Source organism: Sorangium sp. So ce117 (assembly GCF_051524395.1).
GTDB classification, from domain to species: Bacteria; Myxococcota_A; Polyangia; order Polyangiales; family Polyangiaceae; genus Sorangium; species Sorangium cellulosum_B.
This window is the reverse complement of sequence record NZ_CP150309.1, coordinates 10,180,830-10,201,249: the sequence shown is the minus strand read 5'-3', so window position 1 is coordinate 10,201,249 and position 20,420 is coordinate 10,180,830. Positions and strand designations below refer to the sequence as shown.

General features: G+C 70.7%; 12 protein-coding genes. 7 read left to right on the top strand and 5 right to left on the bottom strand.

Features of this window, described 5'->3' with window-relative positions; translation table 11 throughout:
* The first annotated feature begins 258 nt into the window (after positions 1 to 258).
* Entirely contained in the window at positions 259 to 684 is a 426-nt protein-coding gene (locus tag WMF46_RS38260; protein WP_437981744.1) for a hypothetical protein, read from the top strand.
* 506 nt (positions 685 to 1,190) lie between these two features.
* Positions 1,191 to 2,318: a DUF4419 domain-containing protein gene (locus WMF46_RS38255; RefSeq protein WP_437981743.1), complete on the top strand. Its 1,128-nt coding sequence runs from the start codon at positions 1,191 to 1,193 to the stop codon at positions 2,316 to 2,318.
* Positions 2,319 to 2,348: 30 nt separating this feature from the next.
* Here the strand turns inward: WMF46_RS38255 and WMF46_RS38250 are convergent, their stop codons facing one another.
* Positions 2,349 to 4,676 carry an AAA family ATPase gene (locus WMF46_RS38250; protein WP_437981742.1) on the bottom strand — a complete coding sequence of 776 codons (2,328 nt, stop codon included), beginning with the start codon at positions 4,674 to 4,676 and terminating at the stop codon, positions 2,349 to 2,351.
* Between the two features lie 512 nt (positions 4,677 to 5,188).
* Between WMF46_RS38250 and WMF46_RS38245 the strand changes: the two genes are divergently transcribed.
* Positions 5,189 to 6,856: a hypothetical protein gene (locus WMF46_RS38245; protein WP_437981741.1), complete on the top strand. Its 1,668-nt coding sequence runs from the start codon at positions 5,189 to 5,191 to the stop codon at positions 6,854 to 6,856.
* Between the two features lie 64 nt (positions 6,857 to 6,920).
* Here the strand turns inward: WMF46_RS38245 and WMF46_RS38240 are convergent, their stop codons facing one another.
* On the bottom strand, positions 6,921 to 7,466 hold the full coding sequence (locus WMF46_RS38240; protein WP_437981740.1) for a hypothetical protein: 546 nt from the start codon (positions 7,464 to 7,466) through the stop codon (positions 6,921 to 6,923).
* A 256-nt stretch (positions 7,467 to 7,722) separates the two neighbouring features.
* Here WMF46_RS38240 and WMF46_RS38235 point away from each other — a divergent pair, with 256 nt between their 5' ends.
* Positions 7,723 to 10,233 carry a PAS domain-containing protein gene (locus WMF46_RS38235; RefSeq protein WP_437981739.1) on the top strand — a complete coding sequence of 837 codons (2,511 nt, stop codon included), beginning with the start codon at positions 7,723 to 7,725 and terminating at the stop codon, positions 10,231 to 10,233.
* Between the two features lie 22 nt (positions 10,234 to 10,255).
* On the opposite strand, the gene argF is transcribed toward WMF46_RS38235, so the two are convergent.
* The 3 genes from argF to WMF46_RS38220 form a co-directional block, all read right to left on the bottom strand.
* Positions 10,256 to 11,191 (bottom strand): ornithine carbamoyltransferase, encoded by a 936-nt coding sequence (gene argF, locus WMF46_RS38230; RefSeq protein WP_437545024.1) that lies wholly within the window; start codon positions 11,189 to 11,191, stop codon positions 10,256 to 10,258.
* Between the two features lie 144 nt (positions 11,192 to 11,335).
* A complete protein-coding gene (rtcA, locus tag WMF46_RS38225; RefSeq protein ID WP_437981738.1) occupies positions 11,336 to 12,355 on the bottom strand; it encodes an RNA 3'-terminal phosphate cyclase in 1,020 nt (339 codons plus the stop codon).
* 52 nt (positions 12,356 to 12,407) lie between these two features.
* A complete protein-coding gene (locus WMF46_RS38220) occupies positions 12,408 to 13,634 on the bottom strand; it encodes an RtcB family protein (RefSeq protein ID WP_437981737.1) in 1,227 nt (408 codons plus the stop codon).
* Positions 13,635 to 13,845: 211 nt separating this feature from the next.
* Here WMF46_RS38220 and rtcR point away from each other — a divergent pair, with 211 nt between their 5' ends.
* The 3 genes from rtcR (at position 13,846) to WMF46_RS38205 (ending at position 20,191) form a co-directional block, all read left to right on the top strand.
* Positions 13,846 to 15,480 carry an RNA repair transcriptional activator RtcR gene (gene rtcR, locus WMF46_RS38215; protein ID WP_437981736.1) on the top strand — a complete coding sequence of 545 codons (1,635 nt, stop codon included), beginning with the start codon at positions 13,846 to 13,848 and terminating at the stop codon, positions 15,478 to 15,480.
* A gap of 344 nt (positions 15,481 to 15,824) precedes the next feature.
* Positions 15,825 to 19,118 (top strand): hypothetical protein, encoded by a 3,294-nt coding sequence (locus tag WMF46_RS38210; RefSeq protein WP_437981735.1) that lies wholly within the window; start codon positions 15,825 to 15,827, stop codon positions 19,116 to 19,118.
* Positions 19,115 to 20,191 (top strand): formylglycine-generating enzyme family protein, encoded by a 1,077-nt coding sequence (locus tag WMF46_RS38205; RefSeq protein ID WP_437981734.1) that lies wholly within the window; start codon positions 19,115 to 19,117, stop codon positions 20,189 to 20,191. The genes WMF46_RS38210 and WMF46_RS38205 overlap by 4 nt, the downstream gene beginning before the upstream one ends.
* Positions 20,192 to 20,420: the final 229 nt, after the last annotated feature.

Genomic DNA, 20,420 nt, shown 5'->3' with positions numbered 1-20,420 from the left:
GCCTCGGTGGTCCGAGGCTGTGTGGTCGAGCTGCCCTGGCCCTGAAATGGCTGGTTGGTAGGCTGGGTGGGGCCCCTGGGGAGGCTGCCATCGGTAGGAGCGGATTGAGGCCTGACGGTGGCCTCGGTGGTCCGAGGCTGTGTGGTCGAGCTGCCCTGGCCCTGAAATGGCTGGTTGGTAGGCTGGGTGGAGCCCCTGGGGAGGCCGCCGTCGGAAGCAGCGGATCGAGGCCTGACCGGATCCTGCAGGTTCCCGGCGTTGGAGGGCGTTGGCCTTGGCGTCGCGGTGGGTGAGCTTGGTGCGCTGGTGGGTGCTCGACCGACATTGGCGCTGTTGTTGCCGGTCGTCGTGCTCCCGACATGGCTCCCTGATGGACTGTGCGGCGCGGCCGCCGTCGTGGTCGTCGGGCCGGGCGAGCTCGGTTTGCTGGTGCTCTTCCGCGTGACGGGATCCCAGCCGGAGAAGGGGTCTGGCTTCGGGGTCGGGCTGGGAGCCGCGGCCTGGTTCACGGCGCTGGGCGTGGCCGCGCTGCTGGACGTGCTGCCGCCGTCGGTCAGCGGATGCGCGAAATTACCTGCGCTCTTTACCTGGGCGCGCAGCCCCGAGCGGACACCTGTGGCTTTCGACGGCGAAGGCGAACGGCTGCGCGAGGAGCTGCGCGAGGAGGGCATGCGCCATGAATGACGCGAAACTCATGCGCTGCCAAGCGCCTCGCTCCTCGCCTGGAGGCGGGATATGCCGTGCCATGTCACCCTGCTCGGCCAGCAGCGATCTCTCCGGATCCGCCTTGTGGACCGGGAGATGCCCGCACCTTTGCGCCATCGTGGCGGTCCCCCGGGACCGAATCCGCGCATGCATCCAGGGCCACGCGGCGACAAGCATCGCGATTGCGGTCGGTCCGCCGAGCAGGTAACCTGGCGCTCTAATTGCACGCACGAATGTGTCAGTTTTACTGGAATGTTTCGCTGTGGTTGAGCGCTTGCTGCCTCTCCGCTCACGCGTCTGACGCACGGCCGTGCGTCGGCGCGCCCGACGAGGTCGAGGTGCTGCCGAGGCGATTCCAAGGTTGAGCCCGCTGCGCGGCTGCCGCCGGCGCGAGTTGTCTCGCGCGGCGCGCTTGTGTACGAGGTTCTATCTACGGCAGCGCTGGCCCATGAAGCCGTCGCGCAGGGCCAGGAGGACGAGGAGCCATGAGCGTTACGACGATCGACGTTGCCGGGATCGCGCCTTCGACGGCGCTCCTGCCCGCGTTCGACGAAGAAGCTTCGGTGCAGAGCCTGCTCGTCTCGCCCATCGAGGCCGCCTACCGCCATCGCTTGCCGCTCGTCGGGCGCACGGACGTGCATCCGCTCGTCCAGGCAGCGTATATGGCTTTCACCCGGCGCTATCCGCTTGTGCTCTCGCCCGACGTGATATGGCTGTGCCTGGCGCGGGGGCTCACGCTCCACATCGCCTCGAACGAGGCGCAGCGGCGCAAGTTCATCCGGGAGGACCGCGATTTCGAGCTGACGCTCGATCGGCCTGATTTCACGCTCGGCCAGGTGAACCCGTGGCCGATCACGTTCTCGGAGCTCTCCGCCCAGACCGAAGCGCAGGTCGGCGAGCTAAGGGAGCTCCTGGCAGCCGACTTCTCGACGACAGGGCCGGTCGAGCGGGTGGCCTCGGAGCTCACGGTGACAACCCCGCTCGCGCCGCACTTCGAGTGGGAGCCGCCGTTCCCGGCCGACATGGTGTTTCCGACACCCGGAATCCCGCGCATCTACCTGATGGGTACGGCGGATGACTGGCGCTCGGTGCGGCTGCGCGCGGAGGCGTTCGGACCGCTCGGCGCGGAGGGCTGGACCCGCGCGCTCCTGCCCGTGCTGGACCAGATCGTCGCCTCGGCGGAGGGGCGCCAGCCTCCGGATCCGGCGTTCTGGCGCGCCTTCTTCCGGTACGAGAACGCGGCGGACGAGCTCACCGGCTGGATTCACGTGCTCTTCCCCTACCTCCGCGCGTGGCCTGCAGATCACTTCCTCCCGAATACGCACCTCGACGACTGGCTCGAGCGGTGGAAGGCGGCGGATGCTCGGCGCAACCCGCTCGTGGCGCTGGCGGATCCGCAGGGGCCGGGGTTCGCTCGGCTCCCGCCGGCGCTGGCGAGCGCGCCGCTGCGGCTCGTCGACGCGCACCGCCAGGAGCACTCCCTGGAGCTCATCAGCGGGCTCATCGGCGTCACACAGGACCCGCACTCGCTCGCGCTCATCCCGGAGTTCGTCTGGGCCATTTTGCACGAGGAGCCCGGGGCCGCGCCCGATGAGCCCATCGAAGCGGGCTGAGCGCCGGCCGACCGCCGCTCCCCCCTTCGTCTACCCGAACCGCACCTCGAGCCCCGCGCCCCCGCCGGCCACCACGATCTCCCTGTCACGGCACCCCGGATCCTCCGCCATGCGCGCCGCGATCGGCGTGATCACCCGCTCCTCGATCACCCGCTTCAGCGGCCGCGCCCCGCGCCTCGGATCGAACCCCGCCTCGGCCAGAAAGGATCGCGCCTCGGGCAGCACACGGAGCCTCAGGTTGCGCCGCACGAGCCCTGTGCGCGCCTCGGCCTTGGCGAGCTCGAGATCGACGATCCTGAGCACGCTGTCCCGCCCGAGGCCCCGGAACTGCACGACGTGGTCGATGCGGTTCACGAACTCCGGCCGGAAGTGCTCGCGCACGCCCGCCGGCGCCCCGCGCCGCGCGCCCGGGGGCAGGGCGCGCTCGTCGTCGCCGCCGAAGCCGACCGGCGCCCGATCGGCGACGCCGAGGTTCGAGGTCATCACGATGAGCACCATCCGGAAATCCACGTGGCGCCCGTCCTCGTCCGTCAGCCGCCCCTCGCCCAGGATCGCGAGCAAGAGGTCGAACACCTCGCGGTGCGCCTTCTCGATCTCGTCGAGGAGCACGAGCGACAGCGGCTCCTGCCGCACGCGCTGCGCCAGCGTCGTCGCGTCCGGCCCCGCCGCGAGCAGGCGCGCCGACGAGCCCGGGAGCCTGTACTCGCTCATGTCGAGCCGGATCATCCGCCCCTCGTCGCCGAACATCGACCGCGTGAGCTCCTTCGCGAGCTCCGTCTTGCCCACGCCGGTCGGGCCGACGAACAGCAGCGTGCCGCACGGGCGCTCGGGGTCGTTCATCCCGGCCTTGAAGCGCGCCAGCACCCGCGCCGCCGTGTCGCACGCCTCGTCCTGCCCGATCACGCGCCGCTTCAGCCCGCGCGCGATCGTCTCGGCGCTCGCGGGGATCTCGTCGGCGATGAGCTCGATCGGCAGCCCCGAGTGGCGCGCGTAAGCCTCGGACACGTCCCGCGGGTAGAGCACGCGCGAAGGCGCCGCTCCGGCCGCCTCCGCCTCCCCGCGGGCCCGGGCGCCGGCCTCCTGCGCGAGCCAGTCGAAGAAGCGGAACGCCTTGCCGGGGAAGAGCACGTCGCGCCGGAACATCGCGAGGTGCTGCACAAGCCGCTTCTTGCCCGCCGGGTGCAGCCGGACGCGCGTGTCCTTCCGCGCCTCGTACTCCGCGAGCAGCGCCGGCACCGCGGCCGCATCCGGCTCGCGCAGCCGGACGATCTGGAAGCACGCCACGAGCGAGGCCGCGCGGCGCTGGCACGCCTCGAGCTCCGGCTCTGTGCACTCCGCGATGAGGCTCACCTCTCCCGTCCGGAGCGCCGGCAGGAACACGTCGCCGATCGACGCGCCGTCCGGCTGCGGCCGCAGCAGGGGCAGGAGCGCGCCGACGTGGAGCAGATCCCCCTCGTGCGACAGCTCGCCCACGAGCCTCAGGCACCTCGCCTGCCACATGCCGAGGTACTTCATCCCGGCGAGCAGCCTGTCGGCCGACGTGCTGAACAGGCCCGGCGAGCTCGCGCGCGCCTTGTCCCTTCGCCAGGCCGCGAACCGCCGCGCCAGCCGGTGGACCCAGGTCGTCTTGCCGACGCCCGGGCCGCCCACCAGCAGGATCGACGGCATCGACGCGGCGCGCGCCGCGTCGAACAGCGGCAGCGCCTGCTCCAGCTCCTCGGACTCGCCCACCGCGAGCGGCAGCCGCTGGCGCGCGGCCTTCTCGACGAGATCCTCGGAGACGGCGTGCAGCGTGGGGCGCTCGTCCTCCGGGCGCCGAGCGCTCCGCCCGGCGCGCTCCATCCGGCGCGGCGACCACGGGCGCACGTACTCGTCTCCCTCCCGGCGAAAATCGAAGAGCGACCGCGGGGACTCGCCGAGCAGCGCGCTCGTGACGAGCTGGCGGAGCACGTCGGGCGCGATCGAGAGATCCTCGAGGACCACGGACCAGCCGAAGCGGGGGAGCATCACGCGGACGCCGCCCTCGGCGAGCTTGCTCGCGAGGTACGTGAGCCGCAGCGGGATCTGGCGCCGGCCGACGACGGCGGTCCGCTTGACCGTGGTCTGCGGGTGGACGTCGACGTCCAGCGAGCGGACCTCGAACGACTCGTCCCACAGGTAGCGATCGAGATCGTCCTCGTCCGTGGCGAGCCTCGCGTGGAGCTCGACCTCGATCGCGCGCAGCACCTCGTCCTCGGAGGCGCCATAGGCGGACGGCGCCGGCCGATCGAAGAGGAATGCCCACGTGCGCAGGAGGATGCCGGTGAAGCGGCCGTCGTGGTGGGCGATGAAATAGACGCGGAGCGATTTCTTGGTCATACGGTGGCGGTGGAAACGCGCAGCCTGACCGCGCGAGCCTACCACACCCGGGCAACACCCCGCGCCGGGAGCGTCGCTGCGTTGCTCGGCCGCGCTGTTGGTTGTTTCGTTGCGCGCGCCGTCGTTTCATTGCTCCGCTCTTTCATTGCGCCATTGTGGCGATTCCGCCGCAGTCGTTCGCGCAGCGCCCGAGGAGGCCTGTCCCGGCGCGAAGTGGAGCGGCGCCGGAATACGCTGACGGTCAACTCAACGTCAGATCAACTCCATGCGTCGAGGTGACGGCGTGCGTCAAAACGGCCGCGTGCCGCGACGCAGGAACAACCGTGCTGCATAATTCTCGCGGTGTGGAGATGTGTAATCTCATCCACCCTGGTCTCCTCGGGAGGTGTAGAGTGGTGTTCATGCCGCAAACGCCTTATTTCATGACGTCTCGCCGCCGCGCGGCTCGAGCCGCCTTTTCCTTGTTCCTGTCGCTTGCCCCGCTTGCGGGGGCCGTGCCCGCGAGCGCTGCTGTGACGCAGCTGGACGGCACGCGCCTGCCCACGGCGGTCAAGAAGGCCGAGCTTGACCTCGTGACGAGCCGGGGCTTCGAGGAGGATGCCGTCACGCTTGACGGGCTCTTCATGCACCGGGACGAAGACATCGATCCGGTGGCCGACGCGAGCACGGAGCCAGGTGTCTTCTCGCCGCTCTGCGGGTTCTCGGGAGAGCTCGTGCTGCGCGGGGGCGGGTGCAAGGTCGCGTTCGGCTGGTACAACGCGACCGCGAGCGGCGCGCGCCCGCCGGACAACCAGATCTACGAGCTGATCCCCGCGGACACCTCAACGGCGTTCGACTGCGACGACGACGATTTCTGCCCGCTGGCCACGATGGAGACCACCCAGACGGGGCAGCACGGCTGGACGCCGAGGCAGTTCTCGGCGGCGGACATCCGGAACGATCGGCGGTACCAGGGCGGCCTGGTCGGCTTCGCGCTGATCGGCAAGGCGGGCACCTACTGCACCCAGACGAAGTTCTCGCAGCGCGAGCTGAACACCGTCTGCACGAGCTGCACGCCGAACGCGCCGTGGGTGACAACGCTGATCTACACGTCGACCGCCGAGCCCGACGCGTTCTATGTCGCCTTCGAGGACCTGCCCGTGACCGCGACGAGCTGGAAGGGGAACCAGGGCGGGTACGAGAACGACGGCGATTTCAACGACTTCGTCTACTACATCACGGGCGTGACCTGCAAAGGCGGCGGCGAGGTCTGCGACACGGGCCTGCAGGGCGCGTGCGCCGTGGGCAGGACGGGCTGCGCGACCGAGGGCGAGGTCGAGTGCCTGCCCGTGCTCGAGCCCGGCGAGCAGAAAGAGACCTGCGACAACATCGACAACGACTGCGACGGCGAGGTCGATAACGGCGATGGGCTCTGCAACGAGGGCTTCGTGTGCAACCGCGGGTCGTGCGTGCCGTACTGCGGGCGCGGCGAGGTGGTCTGCGACGTCGGCCTCGTCTGCAACGACGACGGCTTCTGCGTGGAGCCGGCGTGCGTCGACAAGGAGTGCACAGGCGGCCAGATCTGCGTCGGCGGCAACTGCGTGGGCGGGTGTGACGGCGTCGTCTGCCCCGCGAACCAGGAGTGCCAGCTCGGGCGGTGCGTGGATCTCTGCGCCCACATCGAGTGCGAGGAGGGCGCGGTCTGCGAGCGCGGCATCTGCCAGTCCAACTGCGGGTGCCGCACCTGCCCCGCCGGCAAGGTGTGCGCGGCGCAAGACGGTCGCTGCGTCGACGCCGGCTGCGAGGGAAAGACGTGCGCCGACGGGCAGGTTTGCGTCGCCGGGAGCTGCGCCGACGCGTGCGCGGGCGCCGTCTGTCCCGGCAACGCGCCGTGCGTCAACGGGGCCTGCGGCGAGCCGGTCGTCCACGGCGGCGCCGCCTCCGCCGCGAGCGGGTCGAGCGGACCCGACGTGGGGCTCGACGATCCGGTGGATCTGACGACCGGTTCCGGCTCCGGCTCCGGCTCCGGCTCCGGCGGCGCGAGCGGCGGCACGGGCGGCAACAAGCCCGACACGTCCTGCGCGTGCCGCGCGGGCGCGACCTCGGACGCCTCGCCGGCCAGGGTCGGCCTGCTCGGGCTCGGTCTCCTGCTGCTCGCCGGCCGCAGGCGCCGCGCGCGCCGCGCCGCGAGCCGCCCGTAGGCCTCGCCCTGGCGCGCGCCGCGGGCCCTCCGCGAGCCGCGCCCTGGCCCGCCGCGCGCCCGCGTCACCCCGCGGAGCGCGCGGCCATCGCCGCGACGAGGCCCCCCACGACGGCCGCCAGGACCCACGCGAGGCGCGCGCCGAACGGTGACGCGGCCGCGGCGCCGGCGGGGAGCGGGAACACCACCGAGCGCACCCGCCGGGACTCCGCGTCGACGAGGAGCACGCCGTCGACGTCGAACGCGACGCGGTACTCGAGCAGCTGCCGCCGCGTCGCGGGCGTGTCGATGCGCGGCGCGAGCCGGCCCGTCTTCACCTCGGCGACATACCGCCTGGGACCGTGCGCCACGAGGTAGTCGGCGCGGAGACCGACGCTGACCGGCTCGCCGTCGATCTGGACTCCGTACGAGATCGCGACCTGCCGGCCGACGATGGTGTAGCCGAGCTCGCGGAGGAGCGCCTCGGCGCGGGCCTCTCCCGCGGCGCCCTGCTCCCGGCACCGCGAGAGCCGGCGCCGCTGCCATGCGCGCCTCCACGCGAGCCGGAGCGTCTGGACCAGCCCGAAGGCGAGCGCCGCGCCGGCCACGGCCAGGAGGAGCTCGGGCGGCATGTCGCGGAAATCCACGCTGCGCGGGTTTGCTCAGGAATCGGGATACCGGGCCAAGTTTTCTGCGCCGGATCGCCTGCGGCTTGGCTGGCGCGCATGTCCACGCGCTCCTATGACTGGGCCGCAAGAGGCATACCGCCTGCTCGTGCTCTGGTGTGGTGGCGCCGTGTTCCAAGAGCGTGCCCGGCTGATCTGGTCAGGGATGCACACCCATCGTCCGCGAGAGCACCCTCCTGCTGGATCCGAGGGTTGTCTGCCTGTGATCGAACACGAGGAGAGGCACCGTTCGCAGATCCGCGCGCTGACCGAGGCCAGCCGCGCGCTCGCGTCCGCGTGTTCGGCGCCCGCGATTCAAGAGATCGTCCTCTCCGCGGCGGCGCGCCTGAGCGGCTCTGGCAGGGCCGTCCTGATACTGAACGACGAGGACGGCCGTCCGGTCGTGCGAGCGGCGCTGGGGCTCGATCCGGCGCTGCTCGCCGAGCTCTGCGGCCGCCCGCTCCCGAGCGCCGACGACGGGATGGCGCGAGCGCTGGACGGGGCGGCCCATGTCGTCGCCGCGCCGCTGATCGTCAGCGGCCGTGTCTCTGGCGTGCTCGCGGTCGAGCGCGCCGCCCCGGCCTCCGGCGAGGATACCTGGCTGATCGAGGCGCTCGCCGATCAGGCCGCGGTCGCGCTCGCAGGCCCCGCCGATGGCGCCGCGCGCGCAGGCGCCAGGGAGCCGCGCGCGCGCCTGGAGGCGGACGTACAGGACGAGCGCTATCGCCTCCTCGCTCGAGCGATCAAGGACCCGATCTGGGACTGGGATATCCGGACGGACCGGGTCGCGCGCAACGAGACGTTTTACGAGGTCTTCCGCTACACTCGCGAGCAGGCGGAGCCGACCGCCGCCTGGTGGATGGGCCGCTTGCTGCCCGAGGATCGCGACCGCGTGGCGCGCGACTTCGAGGAGCTCGCCCACGGCGATGCCGACAGCTGGTCGGCGCAGTACCGCGTGTACCGCGGCGACGGCTCCGTCGCCCGGGTGTTCGATCGCAGCGCGATGCTGCGCGATGCGGACGGCAAGGTGATCCGCATGGTCGGCTCGACGGTCGACCTGACCGAGCGGTTCCGGATCGAGAGCGCGCTCCAGGACCGGGAGGATCGGCTCCGGCTGGCCACGTGGGCGGCGGACGTCGGCACGTGGCGAGTCGACCTGGAGACGCGGTACGACACGAGGGACGCGAGCCTGAACCGCATCCTGGGCCTGGACGAGCGCGAGACGACGCAGCCCATGGGCGACTGGTTGACCCGCGTCCACCCGGACGATCTCGACGCGGTGATCGCCATGCACGAGCGGAGCGTCCGCGAGCGGTGCATCTACGACATCATCCACCGCATCGTCCGCGCCGACGGGTCGATCCGGTGGGTCCACGATCGCGGGCGCATCGTCGCCGCTCGGGACGGCTCCCCGCTGTTCCTGACGGGCGCCGTCGTCGACATCACCGAGCTGAAGCAGCTCGAGCGCGAGCGCACGGAGCTGCTCGGCCGCGAGCAGCAGGCGCTCGCCCAGTCGGAGAAGGACCGCATCCGGGCCGAGGACGCGAACCGCATGAAGGACGAGTTCCTCGCGACGGTCTCCCACGAGCTGCGGACGCCGCTCACGGCGATCCTGGGCTGGGCGCGGCTGATCAAGGACAAGGGCCTCGCCCCGGAGCGCGTCAAGCAGGGCATGGCGTCGATCGAGCGCAACGCCCACGCGCAGGCGCAGATCGTCGACGATATCCTGACGGTCTCCCGGATCATCACGGGCAAGCTGCGGCTCCGCACGATCGCCGTGGATCTCGCGGCGGTCATCGAGGCCGCCGTGGACACCATCACGCCGACGGCGAAGGCGAAGGAGATCGAGATCCGCGTCGAGCCGGGCGAGGGGCTCAGCCACGTGTGCGGCGACCCGGATCGCCTCCAGCAGGTCATGTGGAACCTGCTCTCCAACGCGGTGAAATTCACCCCGAAGCGAGGGCTTGTCACCGTCCGGGTGGGGCGGAGCGACTCCCAGGTCGCGATCTCGGTCACGGACAACGGCAAGGGCATCGCCACGTCGTTCCTGCCGTATGTGTTCGACCGCTTCCGCCAGGGCGACTCCTCCCCGACGAGGGCTCACGGCGGGCTCGGCCTGGGGCTCGCGATCGTCCGCCACCTCGTCGAGCTGCACGGCGGCACGGTGGAGGCGGAGAGCCCGGGCGAGGGGGGAGGAGCGACGTTCACGGTGACGCTCCCCCTGCCCGCGGCGCCCTCCGCCGCGCACGAGGGGACGCCGTCCGCGCCGGGGCGCGCCCCGCTGCGGAGCGGGGAGCCGCCGCCGCTCTTCGGCGTTCACGTCCTCGTCGTCGAGGATGAGCCGGACGCCCGGGAGATGATCGCGTTCTTGCTGGAGGGAGCGGGCGCGCGGGTCACAACGGCCGGCTCGGCGAGCGAGGCCATGAGCGTCCTGGAGCGGCTGAGGCCCGATGTGCTGCTCAGCGACATCGGTATGCCGGGCGAGAGCGGTTATGCGCTGATCCACCAGCTCCGCGCGGCGGGCCGGGACGAGATCCGGCGTATCCCCGCCGTGGCCCTGACCGCCTATGCCCGGATCGAGGACCGGAGGAGGGCGCTGGCGGCCGGCTTCCAGAAGCACGTCGCCAAGCCGATCGACCCTGCCGACCTGGTGCAGGTCGTCGCGGACCTCACGGGCCGCTCGGGCGGCGACGGGGTCCCCGCCCGCTCCCGGCGCGGCGCCCTCCTCGGTTGACCCCGCGCGGCGCGCGCCCGCTCTAGGCCAGCTCGACGCCGAGCAGCCACAGCATCAGCGCCTTCTGCACGTGCAGCCGGTTCTCGGCCTGATCCCACACGCGCGAGCGCGGCCCTTCGAGCGTCTCGTCGTCGATCTCCTCGCCGCGGTGCGCCGGCAGGCAGTGCAGAACGATGGAGTGCTGCGCGGCCTTCGCCATCACCTTGGCGTCCACGGTCCAGCCGGCGAACGCGGCGCGGCGCTTCTCGGCCTCGGCCTCGTGTCCCATGCTCGCCCACACGTCCGTGTTCACAACGTCCGCGCCCGCCGCGCCCTCGCGCGGGTCGTGGGTGATCGTGACGTGGCCTGTCTTCCGCGCGCGCTCGACCTCGTCGGCGGGCGGCATGTACCCCTCGGGCCCCGCGAGCACGAGGTGGAAATCGAAGAGCTGCGCCGCCTCGAGCCACGAGCGCGCCATGTTGCTCGCGCAGTCGCCGAGGAACGCGATGCGCCGGCCGGCGATGCCGCTCCTGTCCCCGTTCGCCGCGAGCGCCTCCTGGATCGTGAAGACGTCGCTGAGCACCTGCACCGGGTGGCCGTCGTCCGAGAGCGCGTTGATCACCGGCACGCTCGCCTCCGCCATCTCGAGCAGGCGCGCGGTCGACGACGTGCGGAACGCGATCGCGTCGCAGTACCGGGCGAGCACGCGCGCCGTGTCGCGGATCGGCTCGCCGCGGGCGAGCTGGCTGCCCTGGGTGCTCAGCACGACCGGCTGGGCGCCGAGCTGCGCGATGCCGACCTCGAACGACACGCGCGTGCGCGTGCTCGCCTTCTCCAGGACGACCGCGATGGCCCGGCCGGCGAGCATCGTCGTGCGCCGCCCTTTCGGCTCCTCCTTCAGGCGAGCGGCCAGCCTGAGCACGCGGTGCGCTTCGGCCAGGGTCGTGTCCGTGATCTTGAGGTAATCGCGCTTCGCCATTGTCCCGCCTTCCGCGTCGCCGCCGTCCGGGCGCGCCGCCGCGCCGCGGGCAGCCCGCGACGCAGGGCGCGCCGTACGCCCGTCGTGATGTGGCACAACCGGGACGCCGACGTCAATCGGCCGTGGATCCGCCGTGGACCGCGCTCAGCGCCAGATCTCGATCTGCCACGCCGCGTCCGAGATCTGCGCGACCGACGCGCGGATCCCGAGGAGATCTCGGAGCAGCCCGAGGTGGGTTGTCGTGTGGGATGACGGGCGCACGGTCCGGAAGGCGCCGCGGCCCGCGAGGGCGATCGGCAAGAGCAGCTGATCGGCCAGGTGCTCACCCACGGGGACGCCCGCCGCGAGGTAGTCGCGCGCCTCCTCGGCCGCCTTCGTGGCGACGGACTCCGCGCGCACGCCCTTCACCCCGAACCCGGTGAAGACCTCGGTCACGTGCTCGCTCTCGACGGCGATGGTGAGCACGTTGCCCGGGCCGTTCCCGCCCTTCAGCACGCTGGGCTTGAAGCAGTCCGGCTCCCAGCCGAGCACCGCCGCCGCCGCGTCGAGCTCGCGCACCGCGATGGCGCCCGGGAGGTTCGACACCGTCGCGACCGCCCGCCGGCCGCGGATCTCCCCGCGCTCGAGGAGCTCGAGCGGCGCGAGCGCCGGCGCCGGCGCGATCGAGACGCGGGCCACCCCGCCGCCGGCCGGGTAGAAGCCGGGCGTCACGAGCGTCGCGGTGACGTCCGGCCCCATCCTCCGCACGAGCGGCAGGTAGGCGAGGTCCAGGAAGTCGAACGGCGGCGCCAGGGGGTTGTGCGTGCCGCCCTCGAGCGTGAGCGACGACGGCGCGGGCGCGCGGAGCAGCGCCGGCAGGACGGTCTGCAGCACGAGCGTCGTGCTCCCCGCGCTCCCGACCTGGAACGTGTGCTCGCCGGGGACGATCGCGGCCGGTCGAAACACGATCTCCTGCGACCCGAGCGACGCGCCCGACACCTCGGCGCGGCCGATCTGGGCCGCGGCCCGGACCGAGGTCAGGTGTTGCCGCATCAGGCCCGGGCGCGCGCGGCCCTTGCGGATCGAGGTGATACGGACGGGCGTCTGCGTGATCAGCGAGAGGCCGAGCGTCGTGCGGAGGATCTGGCCCCCTCCCTCTCCGATGGATCCATCGATGGTCAGCATGGCGATCGGCTCTCTCCCGGATCAGCGATATCACGGCCCCGCGGCGCGCGGCTCACCCCTTCACGCAGACGACCTGCCGCAGGGTGTGGACGATCTCGACGAGATCCTTCTGCGCCCGCATCACGTCGTCGATCGGCTTGTAGGCCGCCGGCGTCTCGTCGATCACGTCCTCGTCCTTGCGGCACTCGACGCCCGCGGTCGCGGCCTCGTGGTCCGCGACGGAGAAGCGGCGGCGCGCCTCGCCCCGCGACATGACGCGGCCCGCGCCGTGGCTCGAGCTGCAGAAGCTCTCCGCGTTGCCGAGCCCGCGGACGATGAACGAGCGCGCGCCCATGCTGCCCGGGATGATCCCGAGATCACCCGCCTGCGCGCGGACGGCGCCCTTGCGGGTCACGAGCACGTCCTTCCCGTAGTGGTGCTCGCGCGCCACGTAGTTGTGGTGGCAGTTCACCGCCTCCACGGTCGCGTCGAAGGGCGGCAGCTCGCCCGAGCCGCGGAGCGCCTCGATCACCTGCGCCATCATCAGCTCGCGGTTCACCGCCGCGAAGTCCTGCGCCCACGACACGGCCTGCATGTAGTCGTGGAAGTGCCTCGTCCCGTCCGGCAGGTACGCGAGGTCGGCGTCGGGCAGGTTGATGAAGAAGCGCCTCATCTCCTGCTTGGCGAGCTCGATGAAGTAGCTACCGACCCGGTTGCCGACGCCGCGCGACCCGCTGTGCAGCATGACCCAGACGCGTTCCTCCTCGTCGAGGCAGAGCTCGATGAAGTGGTTGCCGGTCCCGAGCGTGCCGAGGTGCTCGATGGCGTAGCCGCGCCCGATGCGCGGGTGCTTCTCGACGATCTGCCGGTACCGCGGCTCGAGCTCGGCCCACGCCGCGACCTGGGCGGGGGGCGGCGAGCGCCACGCGCCGCGGTCGTTCTTCCCGCCGTTGTCGGTGCGGCCGTGCGGCACGGCGCCCTCGATGGCCGACCGGAGCCCGCGCAGCGCGTCCGGCAGCTGCGACGCGGAGAGGCTCGTGCGCGCCGCCATCATCCCGCAGCCGATGTCCACGCCCACCGCCGCCGGGATGACCGCGCCGCTCGTCGCGACCACGCTCCCCACGGTCGCGCCGATGCCCTGGTGCGCGTCGGGCATCACGGCGATCCACTTGTGGATGAACGGCAGCGCGGCGAGGTTCTTGAGCTGCGCCTCCGCGGCGGTCTCGAACGGCACGCCGACCGTCCACGCCTTGATGGGCACGCCCGAGTCCGTGGGGATGACGTTGTAGCTTCGCTCCATGGCAAGATCTCCGGTGAGGGGTCGAGCCGTCCGGCGCGCGCCGCGACGCGCGTTCGCGGCGGGGTCCGTCGGTCTCTGTCGTTTCCGTCGGTCGTTCCGTCGGTTCGGCGTTCCTGCGTATCGCACGGCGCGTGCCACTCGAGATCCAGGCGATCACGGGCCGCTGGCCCTGCGGATTAGACCTGTGTATAAAACGGTTAGAGAACATTCTATGACGCGCAAGACGACCGTGGTCCTCGGCATGCTGGGCCCGACGCTGGACACCGGGAAGACGGCGGAGCGCTGGTCGCGCTGGCGCCCCAGCGTGGCGCTGTGCCAGCACGAGGACCTGATCGTCGACCGGTTCGAGCTGCTCTACCAGCGCCGCTTCGAGGGCCTGGCCGAGACGGTGATGGGCGACGTGCGGCGCGCCTCGCCGGAGACGGACATCCGCGGTCACGTGGTCGAGGTGGACGATCCGTGGGACTTCGAGGCGGTGTACGGCGCGCTCCACGACTTCGCGAGGGGGTACCCGTTCGCGCCGGACCGGGAGGACTACCTCGTCCACATCACGACGGGCACGCACGTCGCGCAGATCTGCCTGTTCTTGCTCACGGAGTCGCGGTACTTCCCGGGTCGGCTCATCCAGACGTCGCCGCCGAAGCGCGACCGTGAGGAGCTCGCGGCCGGGTCGTTCACGATCATCGATCTCGACCTCTCGAAGTACGACCGCATCGCGTCGCGCTTCCAGAAGGAGCAGCGCGAGGGGGTGTCGTTCCTGAAGAGCGGTATCGAGACGCGCAACGCGGCGTACAACAAGCTGATCGAGCGGATCGAGCACGTGGCGATCGCGTCGCGCGCGCCCATCCTGCTGATGGGCCCGACGGGGGCGGGGAAATCGCAGCTCGCGCGGAAGATCTACGACCTCAAGAAGGGGCGCCGGCAGGTGAGCGGCGACTTCGTGGATCTGAACTGCGCGACGATCCGGGGCGATGGGGCGATGTCGGCGCTGTTCGGGCACACGAAGGGATCGTTCACGGGGGCGCTCCAGGACCGCCCGGGGCTCCTGCGCAAGGCGCACGAGGGGGTGCTGTTCCTCGACGAGATCGGCGAGCTGGGCGCGGACGAGCAGGCGATGCTGCTGCGGGCGATCGAGGAGAAGGCGTTCTTGCCGGTCGGCTCGGACAGGGAGGTGAAGAGCGAGTTCCAGCTGCTCGCCGGCACGAACCGGGATCTCGCGCTGGAGGTTCTGGCGGGGCGCTTCCGCGAGGATCTCCTGGCGAGGATCAACCTGTGGACCTTCCGGCTCCCGGGCCTCAGGGAGCGGGTCGAGGACATCGAGCCGAACCTCGAGTACGAGCTCGACGCCTCGGCGCGGCTGCTCGGCGTGCGGATCACGATGAGCCGCGACGCGCGCGCGCGGTTCCTCGGGTTCGCGACGTCGCGAGAGGCGCTGTGGCCGGGCAACTTCCGGGACTTCAACGCGGCCGTGACGCGGATGGCGACGCTCGCGCCCGGGGGGAGGATCGGGGGGCCGATCGTGGAGGAGGAGATCGGGCGGCTGGTGGAGGCCTGGCGGCGAGCGCCCGCGGCGGGCGGCGCGGCGGGGGAGGGGAGCGAAGGGGACGAGCTCGTTGTCGCGGCGCTCGGCGTGCGCCGGGCGGCGGCGCTCGACCCGTTCGACCGGGTGCAGCTGGCCGAGGTGCTGCGGGTGCTGAAGGGCGCGCGGTCGCTGTCGGAGGCGGGACGGGTGCTGTTCGCGGCGTCGCGGGCGAAGAAGAAGAGCGTCAACGACGCGGACCGGCTGCGGAAGTACCTGGCGCGGTTCGACATCGACTGGAGCGAGGTGGTGGCGGAGGGCGGGTAAGAGGGCTCTCCCTCTCACGGGGCCAGGACCGAGCCCGGGCAACGACGTCGCGGCGCCGAACCGTCGAGAGCCGCGCGCGACCGATGCGCGACGCTCCCGCGGGCCGTGCCACGCCGCGGGCCGTGACATGTCACGCCGCGAGCCGTGACATGTCACGTTGCGGCCCGTGACATGTCATGGAGAATGGGCCTCACAGCGCGGCGGGCGGCCCGTCGTCCAGCGCGTGGAACGCGACGGATCGAGACTTCTCGCGCCCTCTGCGCCTGGCACATGGAGTGCTACGTGCCAGTCCGAGCGGCCGAGAAACAGAGTTTTCCACAGCGGCCTGTGCTCACGGGACGACAATGGCAAAACACGAGAACATCAATCTACCGGAGCGCACCGGGTTGTGTCCTTCTGCCGGTGGCAGAGGAAGGAGCACGACGAACGACGGTTCAAGGATCCAGGCGCGGCTCTCACGGGCCCTGGCGCTGGCGGCGAGCGTGAGCGTGGTGGGCTGTGGTACGCCCGAGGGGGAGGCCCCCGAGCAGGCCGCGATCTCCACGGCCAGGCAGGCGCTCTTGAACCAGTTCGAGATAGCGCTCGGGTTCCCAGCAGGCTTTTCCCAGAGCAACGTCGCCCTCCATGCATCGCAGTCGCTGCGCATCGCCGGCGGGGTCACGCTGCGCGACGTGAGCGGCGCGCCAGCGCCGGCGGTGAACGTCGGCACCGGCCTCCTCGAGGTCAACGCCGCGACGAAGACAGGGTCGCTCGTCAGCGGAGGCAATGTCTGGCTCGGGAGTCAGACGGAGGCCACCGGCACGGTCCAGGCGGCAGGCACCATCACCAAGCAAGCCGGCGCAGCGATCGTCGGGACCGAGCTGGCAGCCACGCCCCTCGGCCCCCTCGGGAACCTGCGCTTCACTGTCGACTTCCCGTCGCTCGTCAGCGTACCGCCCGTCGGACCGGACACGACCTCGTCGCTGGCGCCGGGAGGTTACGCGAGCGTCTCCGTCGGCTCTCGGAGCACGCTGGATCTCAGCTCGGGCACGTACTATCTCGATCAGCTCCAGATGCAGCCTCAGTCGATCGCCCGCCTCGACACGTCGGCCGGCCCGGTGATCGTCTATGTACGCCAGCTGCTCGATTTCAAGGGTAGAGTTCAGTTCGTCGGCCCGGACAGCAGCTTCTTCCTGGCCTACCTCGGGACCGGGACCGTCTCGCTCGAGGCCGCGTTCAACGGGACCCTCGTGGCGCCCAGCGCGACCCTGCGCCTCGCGCCGGTCGGGTCGCCCGGACATCGAGGGTCGTTCTTCGGGCAAACGGTCGAGGCCGCCGAGGCGGGCTCCACCATCACGTTCGATCCCTTTGACCACTGGTACGATGTCCTGAACATCCACCCGGTTGTCGAGTGCGTGCGACGCTTCAAGCACCCTGCGGGGGCCGCGCTCTTCGGCTACGAGAACGAGAGCGACTTCCCGGTCACGGTGCCGCTCGGCCCCCAGAACCAGCTCGTCCCCGCGGGAGGCGTGGCGCCCCCCACGACGCTCTTGCCCGGGGTGCACGACAAGGTGTTCTTTGCGCCCTTCGACCTGAGCGGCAGCCTCTCGTGGCAGCTCGCCGGAGAGACGGCGACCGCGAGCTCGTCCAGCCCCGCTTGCGATCTGGGAGATGTCCCCCCGGAGCCAGAGCCCGCCCCGCCGCTCGCCCTCGTCCCCATCGAGCGCCCGGGCGTGTCGCTCGCGTCCTTGAGCGTGCAGCTCGCGCCGGAGGTGACGACGTCTGCCACGTCCCACCTGGCTTCGGAGGTGTACGGCGACTTCGTGGGCCCGCAGGTGGGCAACACGAGCAACGAGGAGGCCGGCCCCGCCGCCTTCACGTTCACGGTCACCTCGCTCAACTTCGATGAGGGCGAGGGGCTGTGTGGTACGGTCGATCCGTTCGTCGCCAAGCTCGTCATCGACGGCCAGGACAAGGGGCAGACGAGCAGCGGCACGGTGCAGGTCGCCCGCGAGCGGGCCACCGTCCACGTCTCGGTCGACGTGGACGACGACGACGCATGGTTCTGCCTGGGGGACGACGACCTCCGGGACTACGAGCTCGACGTCGACCTGTATACCGGCGCTACCGGCGCGAACGAGACGTGCATCGACGGCGGCCGCATGTGCTTCACCGCGACGCCGATCGTGAGCCCGGACATCTGCTTCGACTGGAACGCGCAGTTCGTCGACTCTGGCCCCTGGGCTGGCATCGGCAGCGAGGACTACCTTCCCGGCAAGGAGATGCAGCCGGTCCCGGCGAGCTTTGCGCGCTACCAGATCACGATGTCGAACTCGACCGGCGTGCTCTTCGACCGCGGCGGCGTGCTCGACGGCGACGGCTGCGTTCCGAGGCAGAAGCTCCCCGTCCGCTCGCACTGGCAGCTGGGCACCGACCTCCAGATCGCGACCCGCGTCATCAGCCAGCACTGCCTGGACCCTTCGGGGACCCACTGCGCCATGAACGGCTCAGCGTTCACCGGGGCCAACGTCGTCGTGCGGCAAACCGGGCAGAGCGGGCCGGCCTCCATGTGCGCGATCTACGCGGAGGACCTCGGGAGCGTCACCGACGCGACGTGCTCGGCCCGCCAGATCGATTGGCCCACGATGCCCCCGGCGCCCCTCCGCCCGGCCTTCGTCGAGCACAACTCGATCACCCGAGCCGGCGCGGCGATCAGCCAGATGCTCAAACGTGAACACGAGAGCGATGGGGAGCTCGGCATCGTGCGTGCGATGATCGATCATCGCTACGAGGGCAATGGTCGAATCGAGATCGTCGTCGACGAATATTGCGAGATCAACGATCCCTGCACGGGGGAGCAGCTCCAGACGAGCTGCAGGAGCGGCGACACGCTGTTTCTCGAGCCAGATGGACTCGCCGCTTCGTCGACCCGCTTCAAGTACGTCGTCGCGCACGAGTTCGGTCATTTCATTCAGGGCAGTGGTCAAGGGCTGATGAATCCGGAGTACGGCTGCGGCACGGGCGAAGCCGATCAGCTGGCGCTCTGCCGCTGCGATGGCGTCCCCCCCGATCAGCGGCTCCACTGCCTGCAATCGCTGGAGGAGCCGAACGCCGCGCAGGTCGAGGGATTTGCTCAGTACTTCGCGGCCAAGGCCTTCAACGCCGACATGGAATCCGACTGCACGTTCGTCTACTACAAGCCGATCTCGAACACGGAGTGCGTGCCGGGAGTGACCGATTGCGCGCTCGATGAGGACACCGGCCTCTACATCAATCAGCCGCCGATCCCGGTGAGCTGCAAGCAGGCGGTCCGGTGGCGCAACACGCACTGCGTCGACGGGAGCTCGTCCCCCGACCTCCTCTCGTTCGGCACCGAGTACGACTGGCTGGAGTTCCTCTACGGGGTCGACAACCATCCGACGCCGGAGTTGCGCTGGAAGATGAAGGATCTCTTCAACGCCTACCTCGCCGCGTGCAGTGAATCGGAAGAGAACGTCGAACCTTGCACCGGCAAGCGCGTCAGCTGGAATGGCGGACTGGGTCACGACAGCCTGGTCGACGGCGTCGCCTTGCTGGTGACCGTAGGGCTCAAGACGCCGGCGGCAGCGCAGAACTTCGAAAACCTGGGTGACGAGTTCGGGGTCAGCAACGTGCCATGAATACGAACGGTCCGATGACGTGCGCGATCGGCGTCGCTCTCTGGGCTCTCCTGGTCGTACCCCTCGGCTGCCAGCCTGGGACGGAGCACCAGGAGCCGCCCGTCGTGCCTGCCAGCAACATGGATCCGGTCGGTCCGGAGGTGACCGGCTGGGAGGTCGCCTCCGCCGATGGATCCGTGTGCCGGCATCCAGCGGTGGTGGCTGAATGCGCGAATGGTTGGTGTCGCGTTCCGCCGGGCTGCTTCATCATGGGCTCGCCGGAGAGCGAGCTCTGGCGTGGTGAGTACACCGAGGTTCCAAGGGCGGTCACGCTCGAGCGCGGGTTCGAGATCGGGCAGTTCGAGCTGACGCGCAAGCAGTGGTCGGAGCTCGTCGAGCTCATGCCGGAGAAGCCGGTGAAGGTCCAGGATGGTACGGCGACCTGCGAGGACGACGCGTGTCCGCTCCGGTATGCGACGTGGTTCGAAGCCCTGCTCTTCGCGAACCTGCTCTCCGCACGTCACGAGCCGCCCCTCGCGCCCTGCTTCGAGCTCTCCGAATGTCAAGGCGAGCTGGGCCGCGGCGTGATCTGCGGCCGCGTGGGCCTCGCGGGCGACGCGGCGAGCGTCTACGAGTGCGAGGGCTATCGCCTGCCAACGGAGGCAGAATGGGAGTACGCCGCGCGCGCGGGGACGAGGACGGCCTACTACGGAGGTGACATCACCGGAGCGAATCCGGACGCGCGCTACGACCCCGAGCCGAACCTCGAGCCCATCGCATGGTATGACGTGAACTCGGGAGCGCGTACGCACCCCGTGGGGACGAAGCGGCCCAACCGCTGGCTCTTGTTCGACATGCTCGGCAACGTCGTCGAGTGGACCAGCGATCGACCCGTCTTTCACGATGCCGAGGGGCCAGTGACGAACCCTGCCACGGAGATCACCCTGAGGACCGACGGGACAGATCTCCGCGTGACCCGAGGCAGCAACGCCGCGGGCTCGCGTTTTCAGCTGCGAGCGGCCAGCCAGAATTACCCCGCGTCGGACGCGGTGCACCGAGGCGTCGGCTTCCGTCTCGTCCGGACCATCAAGTAAGGCCCGGCCGCCGGGCGCCTCGTGGCGGAGGGCCTCATCGGGCGATCCGTCGCGAGGACCTGCCGTGCCCCGTCGCGACGGGTAACATCTCTGGATATTTACCGTTTCAGTTTACAGTTTCGCTCGCCGAGGCACTTTCGTGGGCTGCCGCGATGTGTGGCGCAGCGAACTGGACTTTACCGGTTCATTGTGTCGGCGTGGATCGATGACGGAGGTGGTTGATCGTGGC